Annotated in this window: 15 protein-coding genes and 1 pseudogene; 6 read left to right on the top strand and 10 right to left on the bottom strand. The window is 65.0% G+C overall.

The window, feature by feature from the left end; genetic code table 11:
• Positions 1-255: 255 nt before the first annotated feature.
• From U1E69_RS09440 to glpD, 7 genes and pseudogenes are all read right to left on the bottom strand, one after another.
• Positions 256-1,377, bottom strand: a pseudogene (locus U1E69_RS09440) (carbohydrate ABC transporter substrate-binding protein); the annotation flags it as partial.
• Positions 1,378-1,462: 85 nt separating this feature from the next.
• Entirely contained in the window at positions 1,463-1,870 is a 408-nt protein-coding gene (locus tag U1E69_RS09445; protein ID WP_322244132.1) for a DUF2160 domain-containing protein, read from the bottom strand.
• Between the two features lies 1 nt (position 1,871).
• Positions 1,872-2,675 (bottom strand): carbohydrate ABC transporter permease, encoded by an 804-nt coding sequence (locus tag U1E69_RS09450; RefSeq protein WP_322244133.1) that lies wholly within the window; start codon positions 2,673-2,675, stop codon positions 1,872-1,874.
• Positions 2,675-3,547, bottom strand: a complete 873-nt coding sequence (locus U1E69_RS09455; protein WP_322244134.1) for a sugar ABC transporter permease — start codon at positions 3,545-3,547, stop codon at positions 2,675-2,677. Before U1E69_RS09455 ends, U1E69_RS09450 begins: the two co-directional genes overlap by 1 nt.
• A 3-nt stretch (positions 3,548-3,550) precedes the next feature.
• The gene (locus tag U1E69_RS09460) at positions 3,551-4,621 is read right to left on the bottom strand and encodes an ABC transporter ATP-binding protein (protein ID WP_322244135.1); all 1,071 of its coding nucleotides are present in this window, start codon (positions 4,619-4,621) and stop codon (positions 3,551-3,553) included.
• A gap of 1 nt (position 4,622) precedes the next feature.
• The gene (locus U1E69_RS09465) at positions 4,623-5,711 is read right to left on the bottom strand and encodes an ABC transporter ATP-binding protein (RefSeq protein WP_322244136.1); all 1,089 of its coding nucleotides are present in this window, start codon (positions 5,709-5,711) and stop codon (positions 4,623-4,625) included.
• Positions 5,712-5,721: 10 nt separating this feature from the next.
• Positions 5,722-7,326 (bottom strand): glycerol-3-phosphate dehydrogenase, encoded by a 1,605-nt coding sequence (glpD, locus tag U1E69_RS09470; RefSeq protein ID WP_322244137.1) that lies wholly within the window; start codon positions 7,324-7,326, stop codon positions 5,722-5,724.
• A 238-nt stretch (positions 7,327-7,564) separates the two neighbouring features.
• Between glpD and U1E69_RS09475 the strand changes: the two genes are divergently transcribed.
• Complete coding sequence (locus tag U1E69_RS09475) at positions 7,565-8,326, top strand: DeoR/GlpR family DNA-binding transcription regulator (RefSeq protein WP_322244190.1); 762 nt, start codon at positions 7,565-7,567, stop codon at positions 8,324-8,326.
• A gap of 70 nt (positions 8,327-8,396) precedes the next feature.
• On the opposite strand, the gene U1E69_RS09480 is transcribed toward U1E69_RS09475, so the two are convergent.
• On the bottom strand, positions 8,397-9,074 hold the full coding sequence (locus U1E69_RS09480) for a Crp/Fnr family transcriptional regulator (RefSeq protein ID WP_322244138.1): 678 nt from the start codon (positions 9,072-9,074) through the stop codon (positions 8,397-8,399).
• A 435-nt stretch (positions 9,075-9,509) separates the two neighbouring features.
• Between U1E69_RS09480 and U1E69_RS09485 the strand changes: the two genes are divergently transcribed.
• Together U1E69_RS09485 and U1E69_RS09490 are read left to right on the top strand one after the other, a co-directional pair.
• On the top strand, positions 9,510-10,019 hold the full coding sequence (locus U1E69_RS09485; protein ID WP_322244139.1) for a phage tail protein: 510 nt from the start codon (positions 9,510-9,512) through the stop codon (positions 10,017-10,019).
• Between the two features lie 238 nt (positions 10,020-10,257).
• Positions 10,258-11,064: an IclR family transcriptional regulator gene (locus tag U1E69_RS09490; protein ID WP_322244140.1), complete on the top strand. Its 807-nt coding sequence runs from the start codon at positions 10,258-10,260 to the stop codon at positions 11,062-11,064.
• On the opposite strand, the gene U1E69_RS09495 is transcribed toward U1E69_RS09490, so the two are convergent.
• Entirely contained in the window at positions 11,061-12,125 is a 1,065-nt protein-coding gene (locus U1E69_RS09495) for a Gfo/Idh/MocA family oxidoreductase (RefSeq protein ID WP_322244141.1), read from the bottom strand. The two genes, U1E69_RS09490 and U1E69_RS09495, sit on opposite strands and share 4 nt — an antisense overlap.
• Positions 12,122-12,571 (bottom strand): MaoC family dehydratase, encoded by a 450-nt coding sequence (locus U1E69_RS09500; RefSeq protein ID WP_322244142.1) that lies wholly within the window; start codon positions 12,569-12,571, stop codon positions 12,122-12,124. The genes U1E69_RS09495 and U1E69_RS09500 overlap by 4 nt, the downstream gene beginning before the upstream one ends.
• A 126-nt stretch (positions 12,572-12,697) precedes the next feature.
• Between U1E69_RS09500 and U1E69_RS09505 the strand changes: the two genes are divergently transcribed.
• Genes U1E69_RS09505 through U1E69_RS09515 form a run of 3 tightly spaced genes read left to right on the top strand, consistent with a single transcriptional unit; the run spans position 12,698 to position 15,640 of the window.
• Positions 12,698-13,327, top strand: coding sequence for a MaoC family dehydratase (locus tag U1E69_RS09505; RefSeq protein WP_322244143.1), 630 nt, complete (start codon positions 12,698-12,700; stop codon positions 13,325-13,327).
• Entirely contained in the window at positions 13,320-14,447 is a 1,128-nt protein-coding gene (locus U1E69_RS09510; protein ID WP_322244144.1) for a carbohydrate ABC transporter substrate-binding protein, read from the top strand. The genes U1E69_RS09505 and U1E69_RS09510 overlap by 8 nt, the downstream gene beginning before the upstream one ends.
• A complete protein-coding gene (locus U1E69_RS09515) occupies positions 14,444-15,640 on the top strand; it encodes a CaiB/BaiF CoA-transferase family protein (protein WP_322244145.1) in 1,197 nt (398 codons plus the stop codon). The genes U1E69_RS09510 and U1E69_RS09515 overlap by 4 nt, the downstream gene beginning before the upstream one ends.
• Positions 15,641-15,647 lie beyond the last annotated feature (7 nt).

The raw sequence follows: 15,647 nt of genomic DNA on the forward strand, positions 1-15,647 counted from the left end.
CGACCTGATCGGCACCCACTGGCGTTACCAGCAGGCCCGTTCGCTGACCGACTGGATGGCCAACGAGGGCAAGGACGTCACCAATCCGAACATCGACATCGACGACTTCATCGGCAAGTCGTTCACCACCGCGCCCGACGGCAAGCTCTACCAACTGCCCGACCAGCAGTTCGCCAACCTCTACTGGTTCCGCGCCGACCTCTTCGAGCGCAAGGACCTCAAGGACAAGTTCAAGGCCAAGTACGGCTACGAGCTGGGCGTGCCGTCCTCGTTCATCACGGGCAGACCTTCCTTGACCATGTCAGCGGTGAAGGCGGTGTACCAGAACATCTGCTGGGCGATGTTGCCCTGGGCTGGCACGGGCCCCGCTTCGCCGAAGGTCATGCCCTGGGCTTCCGGAGGCGTGTACTTCTGCAGCCACTCGATCGCCTTGGTCACGGCATAGACCGCAGCCGCGTCGTTCGTCGCACCGCCGCGCGCCACGCAGGACCCGACGGGCTGCGAGTTTTCGTTCACGCGGACGCCCCATTCGTCGACCGGCAGGCCGTTCGGTTCACCCACGTCGCCCATGCCGGCCATCGACATCCACGCGTCGGTGTAGCGCCAGCCCAGCGACGGGTCCTTCTTGCCGTAGTCCATGTTGCCATAGACGCCGGTCGCCGGGCCACCGGCATAGGACATGTCGCGGCCGGTGAAGAACTCGGCGATGTCCTCGTAGGCGGACCAGTTCAGCGGGACGCCCAGGTCGTAGCCATACTTGGCCTTGAAGTCGTCCTTGGTCTTCTGGTCGTTGAACCAGTCGTAACGGAACCAGTAGAGGTTGGCGAACTGCTGGTCGGGAAGCTGATAAAGCTTGCCGTCCGGCGCGGTGGTGAACTTGGTGCCGATGAAGTCGGCGAGATCCAGGTTCGGGTTGGTGAAGGCCGCACCTTCGCCTGCCATCCAGTCGGTCAGGTTGCGGGCCTGCTGATAGCGCCAGTGGGTGCCGATCAGGTCGCTGTCGTTGATGTAGGCGTCATAGATGTTTTCACCCGACTGCATCTGCGTCTGCAGCTTTTCCACCACGTCGCCTTCGCCGATCAGGTCATGCGTGACCTTGATCCCGGTGATCGCGGTGAACGCCGGGGCAAGAACCTTGGCTTCGTATTCATGCGTGGTGATGGTTTCGGAGACGACCTTGATCTCCATGCCGGCCAGCGGTGCGGCGGCGTCGATGAACCACTGCATTTCCGCTTCCTGGCCGGCGCGGTCCAGCGTCGACATGTCGCCGATTTCGGCATCAAGGAAGGCTTTCGCCGCCTCGATGTCGGCCCAGGCGGGGGCCTGCATGGCGATCAGCGCAAGCGCCATCGCCGTTGCGGTGGAACGAAGTCTCATGTGATTCCTCCCAGAATGTTGAGACGTTTCAGTTCTTTATCCCCGGGCCGGTCTCCTTGCCCGCCCCAGGGCCGTCGTTGCCCCCTTACACCCAGCGGAAGACCGCGAAGGCATAGGCGAGGGAGAGGATAAGCGCGCCCCACAGCATGTCGGGGCCCGCGAAGAAGAGCCAGCCAAGATGGATGAAGGCCGTGCCCAGAAGGGTGATGAAAAGCCGGTCGCCCCGCGTGGTTTCGATCCGCAGGATGCCGACGCGCGGGGTTTCGGGAAAGCGGATCGCCAGCAGCGTCATGATGATCAGAAGTGCGGCGATGCACCAGAAGAAAAGCGCCACCGGGAAGGTCCAGGCCATCCAGAAGCCGGGGATCAGCTGCCCGGTCCATTCGCGCACGCCATCCTCGTCGACGGGGACTGCCCAGAGGATCAGGGCAAGGATCGCCACCATGATCGCGGCGAGGGTAAGGTAGATCGGGGTCCAGCGGGTCTGGGTCATGTCACACCCTTCCCAGGGCGAAGCCCTTGGCGATGTAGTTGCGGACGAAGTAGATCACCAGGGCCCCCGGCACGATGGTCAGGATGCCGGCGGCGGCCAGCACTCCCCAGTCCATGCCGGACGCTGACACGGTGCGGGTCATGGTGGCCGCGATGGGCTTGGCGTCGGTGGTGGTCAGGGTGCGGGAGAGGAGAAGCTCCACCCACGAGAACATGAAGCAGAAGAAGGCGGCGACGCCGATGCCGCTGGCGATCAGGGGCATGAATATCTTCACGAAGAAGCGCGGGAAGCTGTAGCCGTCGATATAGGCGGTTTCGTCGATTTCCTTCGGGACGCCGCGCATGAAGCCCTCCAGAATCCAGACCGCCAGCGGCACGTTGAAAAGGCAATGCGCCAGGGCCACGGCGATGTGCGTGTCGATCAGGTTCATCGCGGAATACAGTTGGAAAAACGGCAGCGCGAAAACGGCGGGCGGGGCCATGCGGTTCGTGAGCAGCCAGAAGAACAGGTGCTTGTCGCCCATGAAGCTGTAGCGGCTGAAGGCATAGGCCGCAGGCAGCGCCACGGTGATCGTGATGACGACGTTCATCGTCACGTAGATCATCGAGTTGACGTAGCCCATGTACCACGACGGATCGGTCAGGATGACCATGTAGTTCCGGAAGGTAAGCTCCTGCGGGAAAAGGGTGAAGGTCCCCAGGATCTCGGTGTTGGTCTTCAGGCTCATGCTGAGAAGCCAGTAGATCGGGATCAGCAGGAACAAGAGATAGATCGTCATCACGACGGCGTTGGAACGGAAGCGCATCAGCGGTTCTCCTCGCGGTCAAGGTTGGTCATGACGGTGTAGAAGACCCATGAGATCAACAGGATGACCAGGAAGTACATGATCGAGAAGGCAGCGGCGGGGCCAAGGTCGAACTGGCCGGTGGCCATCTTTGCCAGGTCGATCGACAGGAAGGTGGTCGAGTTGCCGGGGCCGCCGCCGGTCAGGACGAAAGGCTCGGTATAGATCATGAAGCTGTCCATGAAGCGCAGCAGGACGGCGATGAGAAGGACGCCCTTCATCTTCGGCAGTTCGATGTAGCGGAAGACGGACCAGCGCGTCGCCTGGTCGATCTTGGCGGCCTGGTAGTAGGCCTGGGGGATGGACTGCAGACCCGCGTAGCACAGAAGGGCGACCAGCGAGGTCCAGTGCCAGACGTCCATCACCACGACGGTGATCCAGGCGTCGAGGGGATCGTTGGTGTAGTTGTAATCGATGCCCATCGCGGCCAGCGTGTGACCCAGAAGCCCGATGTCGACGCGGCCGAAGATCTGCCAGATCGTGCCGACCACGTTGAAGGGGATCAGCAGCGGCAACGCCATGAGCACAAGGCAGAAGCTGGCCCAGAAGCCTGATTTCGGCATGTTCAGCGCGATGAAGATGCCCAGCGGCACCTGGATCGCCAGGATGATCAGCGAGAACAGGATCTGTCGCCCCAACGCCTCGTGCAGGCGGTCAGAGGTGACCATCTCTTCGAACCACTCAAGCCCGGCCCAGAAGAATTCGTTGTTCCCGAAGGTGTCGTTGACCGCGTAGTTGACGACGGTCATCAGCGGCAGGACAGCCGAGAAGGCCACCAGCACCAGCACGGGCAGGACCAGGAACCAGGCCTTGTTATTCTGGGTCTTTTCCATCGCTCAGGCCCCCACAGGCTGGATGCGCCAGTCGTTGGCGTAGACGTTGATCTTGCCGGGCGCGAAGGCGACGCGGGGGTCGGCGGGGACGGAGGTCCCTTCGGGCAGGATCGCGTTCAGGGGCTGGCCCTGGAACTCGGCCCGGACGATGCGGTGGCGGCCCACGTCCTCGACCCGTTTGACGGTGACGGGGAGGCCTTCATCCGAGATCGTCACATAGTCCGGGCGGATGCCGATCTGGGTGCGGCCCGTTGTTGGCCCGTAACCCGCACCCAGTGGCACCGAGACGCCTTGCAGGCGCGCCTCGGACCCGGCGATCTCGGCGTCCAGAAGGTTCATGCCGGGCGAGCCGATGAAGTAGCCGACAAAGGTATGCGCCGGGGTCTCGAACAACTCCTCGGGCGTGCCCATCTGGACGACGCGGCCTTCGTGCATCACGACGACCTTCTGCGCGAAGGTCAGCGCCTCGGTCTGGTCGTGCGTCACGTAGATCATCGTATGCCCGAACTCGCGGTGCAGGTCCTTGAGCTGGGTGCGCAATTCCCACTTCATGTGGGGGTCGATCACGGTGAGCGGTTCGTCGAAGAGGATCGCGTTCACGTCCTCGCGCACCATGCCGCGGCCAAGGCTGATCTTCTGCTTGGCGTCGGCGGTCAGGCCACGCGCCTTGCGGTTCAGGCGGTCCTCCATCCCGATCATCTTCGCGATCTGGTCGACGCGTTTGGCGATGTAGGCGGGGTCCATTCCCCGGTTGCGCAGGGGAAAGGCCAGGTTGTCGCGGACCGTCATCGTGTCGTAGACGACCGGGAACTGGAACACCTGGGCAATGTTGCGCTCGGTCGTCGCGGCGTCGGTCACGTCGCGGTCACCGAACAGGACGCGGCCCTGCGACGGGCGCACCAACCCTGAGATGATGTTCAGAAGCGTGGTCTTGCCGCAGCCCGAGGCACCCAGCAGCGCATAGGCCCCGCCGTCTTCCCAGACATGGTCCATTTCCTTCAACGCAAAGTCCGCGTCGCTGGTCGGGTTCGCAAGGTAGCTGTGGGCAAGGTTGGAAAGCGTGATCCGGGACATGTCAGGCCGCCATCGCATAAGGGGCGGGCGCGGCAAGGCGGCCCGTATCATCAAACAGGTAGACATGCGCCGGATCGACGTAGACGGAGCAGGCCGTGCCCGCCGACATCGGGTGCACGCCGTGAACCAGGCCCACCCAGCGGTCCGCCCCGTGGTCGAGGTGCAGGAAGGTCTCGGACCCGGTGATCTCGGTCGCGCCGATGGTGCAGCGGAATTCGACCGCGTCGCCGGAATGGCGGTTCAAGGTGACGTGGTTCGCGCGGAACCCGGCCATATATGTGCCGTCGGGCAGATGATAGCCCGGCCCGGTCGCCGGGACATGGGCGCTTTCGCCAAAGGTCAGCCGACCGGCTTCCTTGCGGGCGGGGACGAAGTTCATCGGCGGGTCGCTGAAGACGCGGGCGGTGGTCGCATCTTCGGGCAGGCGGTAGACCTGCGGCGTCAGGCCGAACTGGGTCACGCGGCCCTCCCACAGGGTCGCGGTGTTGCCGCCCAGAAGGAGCGCCTCTTCCGGTTCGGTGGTCGCGTAGACGAAGATGGCACCCGAGGCCTCGAAGATGCGGGGGATTTCGATGCGCAGCTCTTCGCGCAGCTTGTAGTCCAGGTTCGCCAGGGGTTCGTCCAGAAGCACAAGCCCCGCGCCCTTGACCAGCGCGCGCGCCAGGGCGCAGCGCTGTTGCTGGCCGCCCGAAAGTTCCAGCGGTTTGCGGGTCAGCATGGGCGTCAGGCGCAGCATCTCGGCGGTCTGGCGAACGGCGCGGTCGATCTCGGCTTGCGGCTTGCCCATCAGGCGCAGGGGCGAGGCGATGTTTTCATAGACCGTCAGGCCGGGGTAGTTGATGAACTGCTGGTAGACCATCGCGACGTGGCGCGCCTGGACCTTGACGCCGGTGACGTCCTTCCCCTCCCACAGGATGCGGCCCGTGGTGGGCTTGTCGAGACCAGCCATCAGCCGCATCAGGCTGGTCTTGCCCGACAGGGTCGGCCCCAGCAGCACATTCATCGTGCCGTTCTTCAGCGTCAGGTCGGTGGGGTGGATATGCACCCTGCCCGCGACCGAGCGTGAGACCCCCTGCAGTTCCAGCGTCATCCCGTTCCCCCTATTCCGCCGCCGGGCTGACAGCCCGTGCAGCGTCCGCTCCGACATCGTGTGCCATGAAGCGGTCCAGTCGTTCGATCTGGTCCGCGGTCATCCGCAGGCCAAGCTTGGAGCGGCGCCAGACGACATCCGCCGCCGATACCGCGTATTCGCGGGCCATAAGCCAGCGCACCTCGGCCTCGGTCAGGGTGGCACCGAAATCCTGGCCCAGCGCCTCGGCCGTGGTGGCGTTGCCAAGGATCGTCGCCGCCTCGGTCCCGTAGGCGCGGACCAGGCGGGCGGCCCAGTAGTCGGTCAGGAACGGGTGCGCGGCCTTCAGGCTGGCGATCAGCGCGGCCACCCCATCATGCGGGAAGTTCCCGCCCGGAAGCGGGACGCGGGCGGTCCAGGCGGGCTTGGCCTGCGGGAAGAACGGGGCCAGCTTCGCCAGCGCCGATTCGGCGAGACGGCGGTAAGTGGTGATCTTGCCGCCAAAGACGTTCAGAAGCGGCGCGCCGGTCTGGTCAAGGGACAGGACATAGTCCCGCGTCGCCGCCGTCGCCGACTTGGCCCCGTCGTTGTACAGCGGGCGCACCCCGGAATAGGTCCAGACCACGTCGTCCTTCGTCACGGGCTTGGCAAAGTACTGCGACGCGAAAGCCAGCAGGTAGTCGCGCTCTTCATCCGTGCAGTGGACATCCTTCGGCGCGCCGGTGTGGTCCTTGTCGGTCGTGCCGATCAGGGTGAAGTCCTGCTCATACGGGATGGCAAAGATGATACGGCCGTCAGCGCCCTGGAAGAAGTAACAGCGGTCGTGGTCGAACAGCCGTTTCGTCACGATGTGGCTGCCGCGGACCAGCCGGACGCCTTCCGACGAATTGATGCGGGCGACGTTGCGGATCACGTCCTCGACCCAGGGGCCGCCCGCATTGACCAAGGCGCGGGCCTGGTGGTGTTCGGTGCCATGCGGGCCTTGGGTGGTCACATGCCACAGACCGTCACGGCGTTCGGCACTGGTGACGCGGGTCCGGGTCATGACGCGCGCGCCGCGCATGGCGGCGTCGCGGGCGTTCAGGGCCACCAGCCGGGAATCCTCGACCCAGCAGTCGGAGTATTCGAAAGCCTTGCGGAACTTGTCCTTCAGCGGCTTGCCAGCCGGGTCGCGGGTCAGGTCCAAGGTGCGGGTCGCCGGCAGGATCTTGCGGCCGCCCATCGTGTCGTAAAGGTAAAGGCCCAGGCGGATCAGCCAGTCCGGGCGGCGACCCTTGGCCCAGGGCATCACCCAGCGCAGCAGCCGCGAGGTGGGCGTCTCGCTTTCAAACCGCATGTCCGGCGACAGCGGCAGCACAAAGCGCATCGGCCAGCTGATGTGCGGCATGGCGACCAGCAGCGTCTCGCGTTCCTCCAGCGCCTCGCGGACCAGCCGGAACTCGAAATATTCCAGGTAGCGCAACCCGCCGTGGAACAGCTTGGTCGAGGCCGAGGAGGTGCCCTGGGCAAGATCGCCCTGTTCGGCCAAAGTGACGCTCAGGCCACGCCCGGTGGCGTCGCGGGCGATGCCGCAGCCATTGATGCCGCCGCCGATGATGAAGAGGTCGGATACAACCCCTGCGGTTCCGTTCGTCACTGTCCGGGTCCTCCCCCGGGCAAGAAGCTGCGATGTTTGTCACGGCTTCGTCAACAGGATTTTTCGCTTTTGCGCGTTTTCGCGAAAAACGAACATTTGTGGCAGGGCAATCGCGCACTTGCAGCAAAATTTGCTGCAAACGCAAAATACCGCGCGGCGACGAAAGCGAAATTTCCGCTGACAGGGGGCCATCGGCATGGCAGAAAGCGAAAACGCGGAATGCGAAGGGAACCGAACCGTGGCGCTGAACTTCCGGCAGACCGAGATCCTGGAACTCGCCCGCGCCGAGGGCCGTGTGGTGGTCGAGGATCTGGCCCAGCGGTTCGACGTGACCTTGCAGACGATCCGGCGCGACCTTTCCGATCTTGCGGATGCGGGCCACCTGGACCGGGTGCATGGCGGGGCGGTGCTGCGGACCGGGGTTGCCAACATCGGCTACGAGGCCCGGCGGCGAATGAACGAGGGCGCGAAGGCCGCCATCGCGCGGGCCTGTGCGGCGACGATCCCCGACAATTGCAGCCTGATCCTGAACCTGGGCACCACCACGGAAGCCGTCGCGCGCGAGCTTCTGGGGCATCGGAACATCACGGTGATCACCAACAACATGAACGTGGCGAATATCCTGGTCGCCAATCCCGGCTGCGAGATCGTGGTCGCGGGCGGTGCGCTACGGCGGACCGACGGAGGGTTGGTGGGCGAGCTGACGACGCAGTTCTTCGAGCAGTTCAAGGTGGATTACGCGGTGATCGGCGTTTCGGCTCTGGACCGGGACGGCGATCTGCTGGACTTCGACCTGGCCGAGGTGCGGGTGTCGAAGGCGATCATCCAGCAATCGCGGCGGACCTATCTGGTCTGCGACCATTCCAAGCTGGACCGGTCCGCCCCTGCGCGGCTGGCATCCTTGTCCGAAATCACCACGCTTTTTACCGACATCGCACTGCCCGCCGACCTGATGCGGAAATGTGAAGCCTGGGAGACCGGCGTGCAGGTGGCGGGCTAGGCTCGTCGTGCACTTCGTTTCTCCTCGCTGATGAACCGAGGAGAAGCCGAAGGCGCACGACGAGGAGTCCCTAGAACTCGGCCGTCAGGACCTTGGGGTCCAGAAGTTCGATCCTTTGCCGGGCCGTCTTGATCGCGCCGCGTTTGGCCAGGGCGCTCATGATCCGGCTGACCATCTCGCGGTTGGAACCGATGGTGGCGGCGATCTCGGCGTGGGTCGGGGCCTCGGTGATCACCCCCCCGGCGCGCAGCTGGCCACGGTCGACCGCCAGGCCGAAAAGGTATGAGGCGACACGCTGTTCGACGCTGTAGGTGGTCAGCTCCAGATTCCGGGCGGTCAGCGCGCGGATGCGGGCGACAAGTCCGTGGGTGATGCGCCACCGCAAGGTCGGGATCTGGTCGAAGAGCTGGCGGAAAACGGCCCCGGGCAGGGTCAGCACGGTTGCCTCGCTGCGGGCGACGACGGCAAGGGACCGGTCCCCGTCATCCAGCGTGGCAAGCTCGCCGAAATGGGCGCCCAGGCCGAAGCGGGTGAAGATCACCTCGCGCCCGTCTGTCGTCCAGTACAACGCGATCAGCGTGCCAGAGAGCAGGAAGTGGACGTCGCGGCTCTGGTCCTTCTGGTGAAACAGAATCTCCCACGGGCCAAGGCGGCGCTCGGTGAACTGCACCTCGATCCCGGCCAAGTCCGTTGCTGACAGTCCCTGGAAAAGCGGCAGGTCATAAGACAAAAGGGAATCAAGGCTCATGAGGCCACCATGGGGGTGCACGCCAGGGCCTTCCGGGGCTGGCCGATCAACCCAGTCGTCACCCGACTGCACACGCCGCCGCTTTCGACATCCCCTTTCGGCATCAGCGAATTTCTCCCAAGCCTGCCCTCACGGTAACCTAGTTCGTGCGGCTTCAAAATGGCCAATTCGCTGCAACTTCAAAGGATTCGACCGGGCCAGATCGCGCGGAAAGCGAAGGCCCCTTCGGGCCAATCTCTTCAGCCCTCGTGCAGGCGCGGAAAAGGGCCGGGGGGCGGCTCGGGCACACCGCCCCAAACCGCCCCCGGCGCAACCAAAAGATGAAGGCCGGGCCGCTTCTGTGCGTTTTGACACAGATGGGCGCACCCCTGCGCGGCTAGCTTCACGTCATCGGTCAGCCGCATCTGGTGGCCGAGATGAAACGGTGCGGATGCGATGGAACCCTTGCTCGGGTCGATCATTCTGTTCGGAGGCAACTTCGAGCCGAGGGGCTGGGCGTTCTGTAACGGCCAGTCGCTGGAGATTGCCCGGTACTCGGCACTCTATTCGCTGCTGGGCACGACCTATGGCGGCGACGGGCTGACCAGCTTCCGGTTGCCGGATTTGCGCGGACGGGTTCCCGTCCACGCCGGGTCCGGTGCCGGGCTTTCGCCGCGCTCCCCCGGCGAAACCTTCGGGGGTGAGACTGTCACGCTAACGGCCGGCCAGGCGGCGCCGCACGACCATGACTTTGTTGTCGCCAATGTTCCCAGTGCTTTCGACCGCGGGGAGGGCGACATGCCTTCGCGGTCACACATCCATTCCGAAACCAGTGGGCCGACGCTGTCGCAAAAGCCCCTGTCCATCGCTTTGACCAAAGGCGGCCAGCCGCATGGCAACATGCCGCCAAGCCTTTGCGTAAATTATATTATCGCACTGGAGGGAATTTACCCTTCGCGCACCTGACCCCGCAATGTCCCTGTTGCGGGCTACTGGCCGGCGTCGACCCCCTCGCGCTGGCCCGGACCTGCAAGCCTCCCCGTGGCTTGCAGGTCCATTTATATCCGGGACCGGGACGACAGGCGGACCGGATGGTCCGCTCGCACTGCGGCACCTGATTCCCTGCACGCCTTCTGAATTGGGAATGGACGATCCGGCAAAATTCGCCTAGCAATTTTCATAGGTAAAATTCGCCGAGGCGGCAATGGACGCACGAACTCCGAAGTACACGGCTCCGGCCCTGGAGAAGGGTCTCGACATCCTCGAGCTTCTGTCGCGGTCGGACGCCGGGCTGACCCAGGCCGAAATCGCACGGGTCCTGGGGCGTTCGGTGTCCGAGATTTTCCGGATGCTGGTCGTGCTGCAGGACCGCGGCTACATCGCCTTTGATACCGGCACCGACCGCTATGTCCTGACGACCCTGATGTTCGAGATCGCGCAGCGCACGCCCCTGATCCGCCGGTTGACCACCGCCGCCGCCCCCATGATGCGGACGCTGGCGCAGCGGATCAACCAGTCGGTGCATCTTGCCGTTCTGGCCGAGGAGTCGGTGCTGATCGTCGGGCAGGTGGACCCGCCGGCCCGCCATGTCATGTCGGTGCGGCTGGGCACGCGGGTCGATGTCTGGCGCGCCTCGTCCGGTCGGGTGATGATGGCCTTCCAGACAGAAGAGGCCCTGACCGAGATGCTGGCGCGCACACCGCTTCCGCAAGGCATGACCCTGGCGCAGTTGCAGGAGGATCTGGCAGCGATCCGGCTTCGCGGGCACGAGATTGTCGACAGCTTCGTGGTCAGGGGCGTGGTGAACATCTCGGCCCCGATCATCGGCCACACCGGACACGCCATCGCCGCACTGACGGTGCCGCACATTGAACGGTTCGGCGATCCGATCAGCTTCTCGGACTGCTGTGTCGCCACCATCGACTGTGCCGCCCGTCTGACCCAAAGCGTGGGGGGCGGGGTGGTGGGCGCCCTTTCGGATGAAAGCTTCAGCCGCGGCCGAGACGGCTAGTCAGCCTGCAAAGCGACTCCAGGTTGCGCCATCGCGTCAAAGCAGGCCTCGACCAGCGCCATCGTCTGGAAGGCGTCCTCTACCCCAGAGAAAAGCTGCGCATCCTCGCCCGCGTCAAAGCGCTGCAGGTTGCGCATCGGTCCCATGAAGGCTTCGATGAACCAGCTGCCGGTCAAGGGCACCTGCCGCCAGTCGCCTCCGTTCGGGCAGAACCACAGCTCGTCCGCCTCGCCGTTCGGGTAGTCGAAGCAGACGCCCAGCTTGACCATGATCGCGCCCGTGGTGCCTTCGATGCGGAACCAGGCGGACTGGAATTTCCGCCCGCCCTGATGGTTGTGGTTGATGCTCATCACCCCGCGCCTGAGGTCGCCATAGTCCAGAAGGACCGAAGTGCGGGTCTGCGCCAGCCCCGGCGCGCGCGGATCGGGCAAGGATCGCGCAAAGACCCCTTTGGGCGTCCCGAAAACGGCGCGGATGCTGTCAAGGTAGTGGATGGAATGAACCAGAAGCTCGACCCTTGGCATGGGCAAAAGGAAGGGAAACAGGTGCCAGGGCGTGAAGATGTTCAGATGCACCTCAAGCTCCAGCGGGTCGCCGATCACGCCGCCCTGAACCGCCTGCCGCGCGACCATCATCATCGGCGAGAACCGGAGCTGGAAGTTGACGGTGGCCTTGAGCCGCTTGTCCCGGCACAGCTGGCGGATCGCGCGGGCCTGGCCCAGGTCCGCCCCCATCGGCTTCTGGATCAGCACCGCCGCCCCGTCGGGCAGGTCCGGCAGGATTCGGGTGATCGCATCCGGGGGCACCGCCACATCGTAGATGACCGAGGTTCCGCAGGCCTTGGCCGCCTCTGCCACGCTGGAAAACACCTGGGGGATGTTGAAATCCCGGGCCAAGGCTTCACGGCGGGCGATATCCAGATCGGTGACGCCGCATACCGTCAGCCCCGCCTTGGCATAAGCGGGCAGATGGGCATCGCGCACGATGCCGCCCGCGCCGATGATGACGATAGGCTTGGGATGGGCGGGGGCGGGCCAGTCCTGGGCAAAGGTCTCGATCATGGTGACGGCCTTTTCGCGACCAGTAGGATGTGTTCGCAGTACATCACCGTCTTGCCGTGCTGGTTCTGCGTCTCGCAGATTTCGACCACCTGGCCGTGGCCCGGACGTTTCGCGTCGTCGGCCTTGCGTCCGATGGTCACCGTCGTGCGGATCGTGTCGCCCGCGAAGACCGGGTTGGGAAAGCGCAGCCGCTCATAGCCATAGGTCATCGCATGGGGGTTGATCTGCGTGGCCGTCAGCCCGATCCCGATGGCAAAGGTCATCGTCCCGTGCGCGATGCGCTGACCGAAAGGCTGGGTGCGACAGAACTCGGCGTCCATGTGATGCGGGAAGAAATCGCCGGAATGGCCGGCATGCACCACGATATCGGTTTCGGTGATCGTGCGGCCCAGCGTCCGGCGGCTGTCCCCGATGGCATAGTCTTCAAAGTACTGCGGCACTTCCATCGGCGTCTCCCCCTGACGCTATTTTGCATATGAAAATACCTTTGACAAGTGAAACACACGCCGCCATGCTTGGGTGAAACAGGCTTTGCCACGCCACGCAAAGCCAATGCTTCGGGGGGGGGGCGCATGGCAGAGATCGGCATACATTCCAGAGGCTTGCCCGGCCTGCCCGAGGCGCACGCCGCGATTCCCGTCTGGAATGCCGAGAACTGGTATTTCGAGGATTTCGAGATCGGCGACAAAATCCGCTCGATCCGCCGGACCATCTCGGAAGGCGAGTCGATGGCCTTCAACAGCCTGGTGATGGACCACCACCCCTATGTCTCGGACGAACGTTTCGCGGTCGAGGAAGGGGTTTTTGGTCGCCGTCTGGTGGCGGGGGCCTTCGTGTTCTCGCTGGGGCTGGGGCTGGCGGCGACGAACTGCCTGAACTCGTTTTCCTATGGCTATGACCGGCTGCGGTTCATCAAGCCGGTCTTCATCGGCGACACGATCTACACCATCCGCGAGAACCTTTCGAAGGTTGTCCACAACGAGACGATGGGCAAGCTGAAGGTCAGCTATTCGGTCTACAAGGGCGAGGGCGAGCTGGTGCTTTACGCCGAACACCTGCTGACCGCGCTGTACAAGGACCCTGCCCCTTTTGCCGATCAGGCCCGCGCCGCGATGGCCGCGAAGGAGGCCACCCGCGCCAGCATGGCGCAAAAGGAGGCCGCCCGCGCCAGCATGGCGCAAAAGGAGACGGGCCGTGGTTAACCTGCGCGGCATGACCTGGGACCATGCGCGCGGGTATGACCCGATGGTCGCGACCTCGGCCGCCTATGCAGCCGCGCATCCCGGCGTGACGATCACCTGGGAAAAGCGGTCGCTGCAGGCCTTTGCCGACCGCCCGATTTCCGAGATGGCCGAGACCTACGACCTCATGGTCATCGACCACCCCCATGTGGGCGAGGTGGCCAAGCAGGGGAACCTGCTGCCGCTGGACGGTTTGCGCGATGCCGAAATGGCGGCGTTGGCCGCAGGCTCGGTCGGGCTGTCGCATCCGTCCTACACTTTCGCCGGGCGGCAGTGGTCGCTGGCGATCGACACGGCAACGCCCGTGGCCTGCCTGCGGCCTGATCTTCTGGGGCAGGCCCCGAAGCTTTGGGCCGAGGTGCTGGACCTGGCCCGCGCGGGCCGGGTCGGCTTTGCGCTGATCCCGATCAACGCGCTGATGACCTTCTTCGGGATGGCCCGGAACCTTGGCCATGACGTGGCCGAGGGGCCGGAGCACCTGATTGCGCCCGCGGAAGCCGCGCATGTCCTGGGGCTGATGCGCGAGATCGTGGCGCTGGTCGACCCGCGCTGCCTGACACTGGACCCGATCGGCATCTACGAATGGATGGGGCGCAGCGCGGATGCCCCCGCCTATTCGCCCTTCGGCTACGGCTACACCAACTATTCCCGCCCAGGCTTCTGCCCCCATCCTCTAGCCTTCCACGATGCGCCCGGCATTGCCGAGCCCACCCCGCGCGGCACGGTTCTGGGGGGCACGGGTATCGCGGTTTCCGCCTACACGAAGCACCCCGAGATCGCGGTGGACTATGCCTTCTGGATCGCTGGCGCCGACTGCCAGAAGGGGCTGTTCACCGCGTCCGGCGGTCAGCCCGCCCATGCTGCTGCCTGGGAGGATGACACCTGCAACGCCCTGACCGGGAACTTCTTCCGCAACACCCGCCAGACGCTGGAGACCGCCTGGCTGCGCCCACGCTATGACGGCTACATGGCCCTGCAGGACCGCGCGGGCGACATCCTGCATGCCTGCCTGCGGGGCGAGGCGACCGAGGCCGCCACCCTTGCCGCCCTTGACGCCGCATACCGGGAAAGCCGCGCATGACCCTTCCCCTGGACGGTATCCTTGTCATCGACTTCAGCCAGTTCCTGTCGGGGCCGCTGTGCAGCCTGAAGCTGGCTGATCTGGGCGCGCGGGTGATCAAGATCGAACGCCCGGGCCAGGGCGATCTGTGCCGCACGCTTTATCTGTCGGACACCGAGATCGGCGGCACCAACAGCCTCTTTCACGCCATCAACCGCAACAAGGAAAGCTTCACCGCCGATCTGCGCAACGAAGAAGACCGCGCCATGCTGCGCGATCTGGTCACCCGCGCCGATGTGGTCTTGCAGAACTTCCGCCCCGGCGTGATCGAACGGCAGGGCTTTGGCTATGCGGACGTGCGCGCGCTGAACCCCGGTGTCGTCTACGGGTCGATCTCGGGCTATGGCGAGGATGGGCCCTGGGTCGATCTGCCGGGCCAGGACCTGCTGGCGCAAGCGCGGTCGGGCCTTCTGTGGCTGACCGGCTCGGCTGGCGATCCACCGATGCCGATGGGACTGGCCGCCGCGGACATGATGGCCGGCAACGCGCTGGCGCAGGGCGTGCTGGCGGCCCTGGTCCGCAAGGCCCGCAGCGGAGAGGGCGCTCTGGTGCAGACCTCGCTTCTGGAGGCGCTGCTGGATTTCCAGTTCGAGGTCCTGACCACCCATCTGAACGACGGCGGGCGACTGCCGCAACGGTCGGCGGTGAACGGCGCTCATGCCTATCTGGGCGCGCCTTACGGGGTCTACCGGACCGCCGATGGCTGGCTGGCGCTTGCGATGACCCCGTCGCTGGAGCGGCTGGCAACCCTGCTGGGCCTGTCCGGGCTGGAGCACTGGTTCGACGATCCGCGGCAGGCCATGCGCGACCGCGACGCGATCAAGGCGATCATCGCGGCAGGTCTTGCGACCAAGGACACGGCGCATTGGCTGGCGCTTCTGCAGCCCGCCGACATCTGGTGCGCCGAGGTGCTGGACTGGCCGGGGCTGATGGCGTCGGACGCGTTCAGGCGGCTGAAGATGGTCCAGCACATCAGCGGACCGACCGCGAGCCTTGCCACCCTGCGGGGCCCCCTACGGATCGACGGCGCGGCCCTGACCAGCCCCCGCGCGGCCCCCGATCTGGGACAGGACCGAGAGGCGATCATCCAGGAGTTCGGTCTGCATGGGGACCGCTTTGGACAGGAAGACAAGCGGCGGGCCTCCGCCACTTGAAGACGTC

Source organism: Tabrizicola sp., assembly GCF_034366665.1.
In the GTDB taxonomy this organism is placed as follows: Bacteria; Pseudomonadota; Alphaproteobacteria; order Rhodobacterales; family Rhodobacteraceae; genus Tabrizicola.

What these genes read in the sequence shown, in the direction of transcription:
- U1E69_RS09445 (WP_322244132.1), bottom strand. Translation starts at nt 1,870, where the DNA reads ATGACCCAGACCCGCTGGACCCCGATCTACCTTACCCTCGCCGCGATC.
- U1E69_RS09450 (WP_322244133.1), bottom strand. Translation starts at nt 2,675, where the DNA reads ATGCGCTTCCGTTCCAACGCCGTCGTGATGACGATCTATCTCTTGTTC.
- U1E69_RS09455 (WP_322244134.1), bottom strand. Translation starts at nt 3,547, where the DNA reads ATGGAAAAGACCCAGAATAACAAGGCCTGGTTCCTGGTCCTGCCCGTG.
- U1E69_RS09460 (WP_322244135.1), bottom strand. Translation starts at nt 4,621, where the DNA reads ATGTCCCGGATCACGCTTTCCAACCTTGCCCACAGCTACCTTGCGAAC.
- U1E69_RS09465 (WP_322244136.1), bottom strand. Translation starts at nt 5,711, where the DNA reads ATGACGCTGGAACTGCAGGGGGTCTCACGCTCGGTCGCGGGCAGGGTG.
- U1E69_RS09480 (WP_322244138.1), bottom strand. Translation starts at nt 9,074, where the DNA reads ATGAGCCTTGATTCCCTTTTGTCTTATGACCTGCCGCTTTTCCAGGGA.
- U1E69_RS09485 (WP_322244139.1), top strand. Translation starts at nt 9,510, where the DNA reads ATGGAACCCTTGCTCGGGTCGATCATTCTGTTCGGAGGCAACTTCGAG.
- U1E69_RS09490 (WP_322244140.1), top strand. Translation starts at nt 10,258, where the DNA reads ATGGACGCACGAACTCCGAAGTACACGGCTCCGGCCCTGGAGAAGGGT.
- U1E69_RS09495 (WP_322244141.1), bottom strand. Translation starts at nt 12,125, where the DNA reads ATGATCGAGACCTTTGCCCAGGACTGGCCCGCCCCCGCCCATCCCAAG.
- U1E69_RS09500 (WP_322244142.1), bottom strand. Translation starts at nt 12,571, where the DNA reads ATGGAAGTGCCGCAGTACTTTGAAGACTATGCCATCGGGGACAGCCGC.
- U1E69_RS09505 (WP_322244143.1), top strand. Translation starts at nt 12,698, where the DNA reads ATGGCAGAGATCGGCATACATTCCAGAGGCTTGCCCGGCCTGCCCGAG.
- U1E69_RS09515 (WP_322244145.1), top strand. Translation starts at nt 14,444, where the DNA reads ATGACCCTTCCCCTGGACGGTATCCTTGTCATCGACTTCAGCCAGTTC.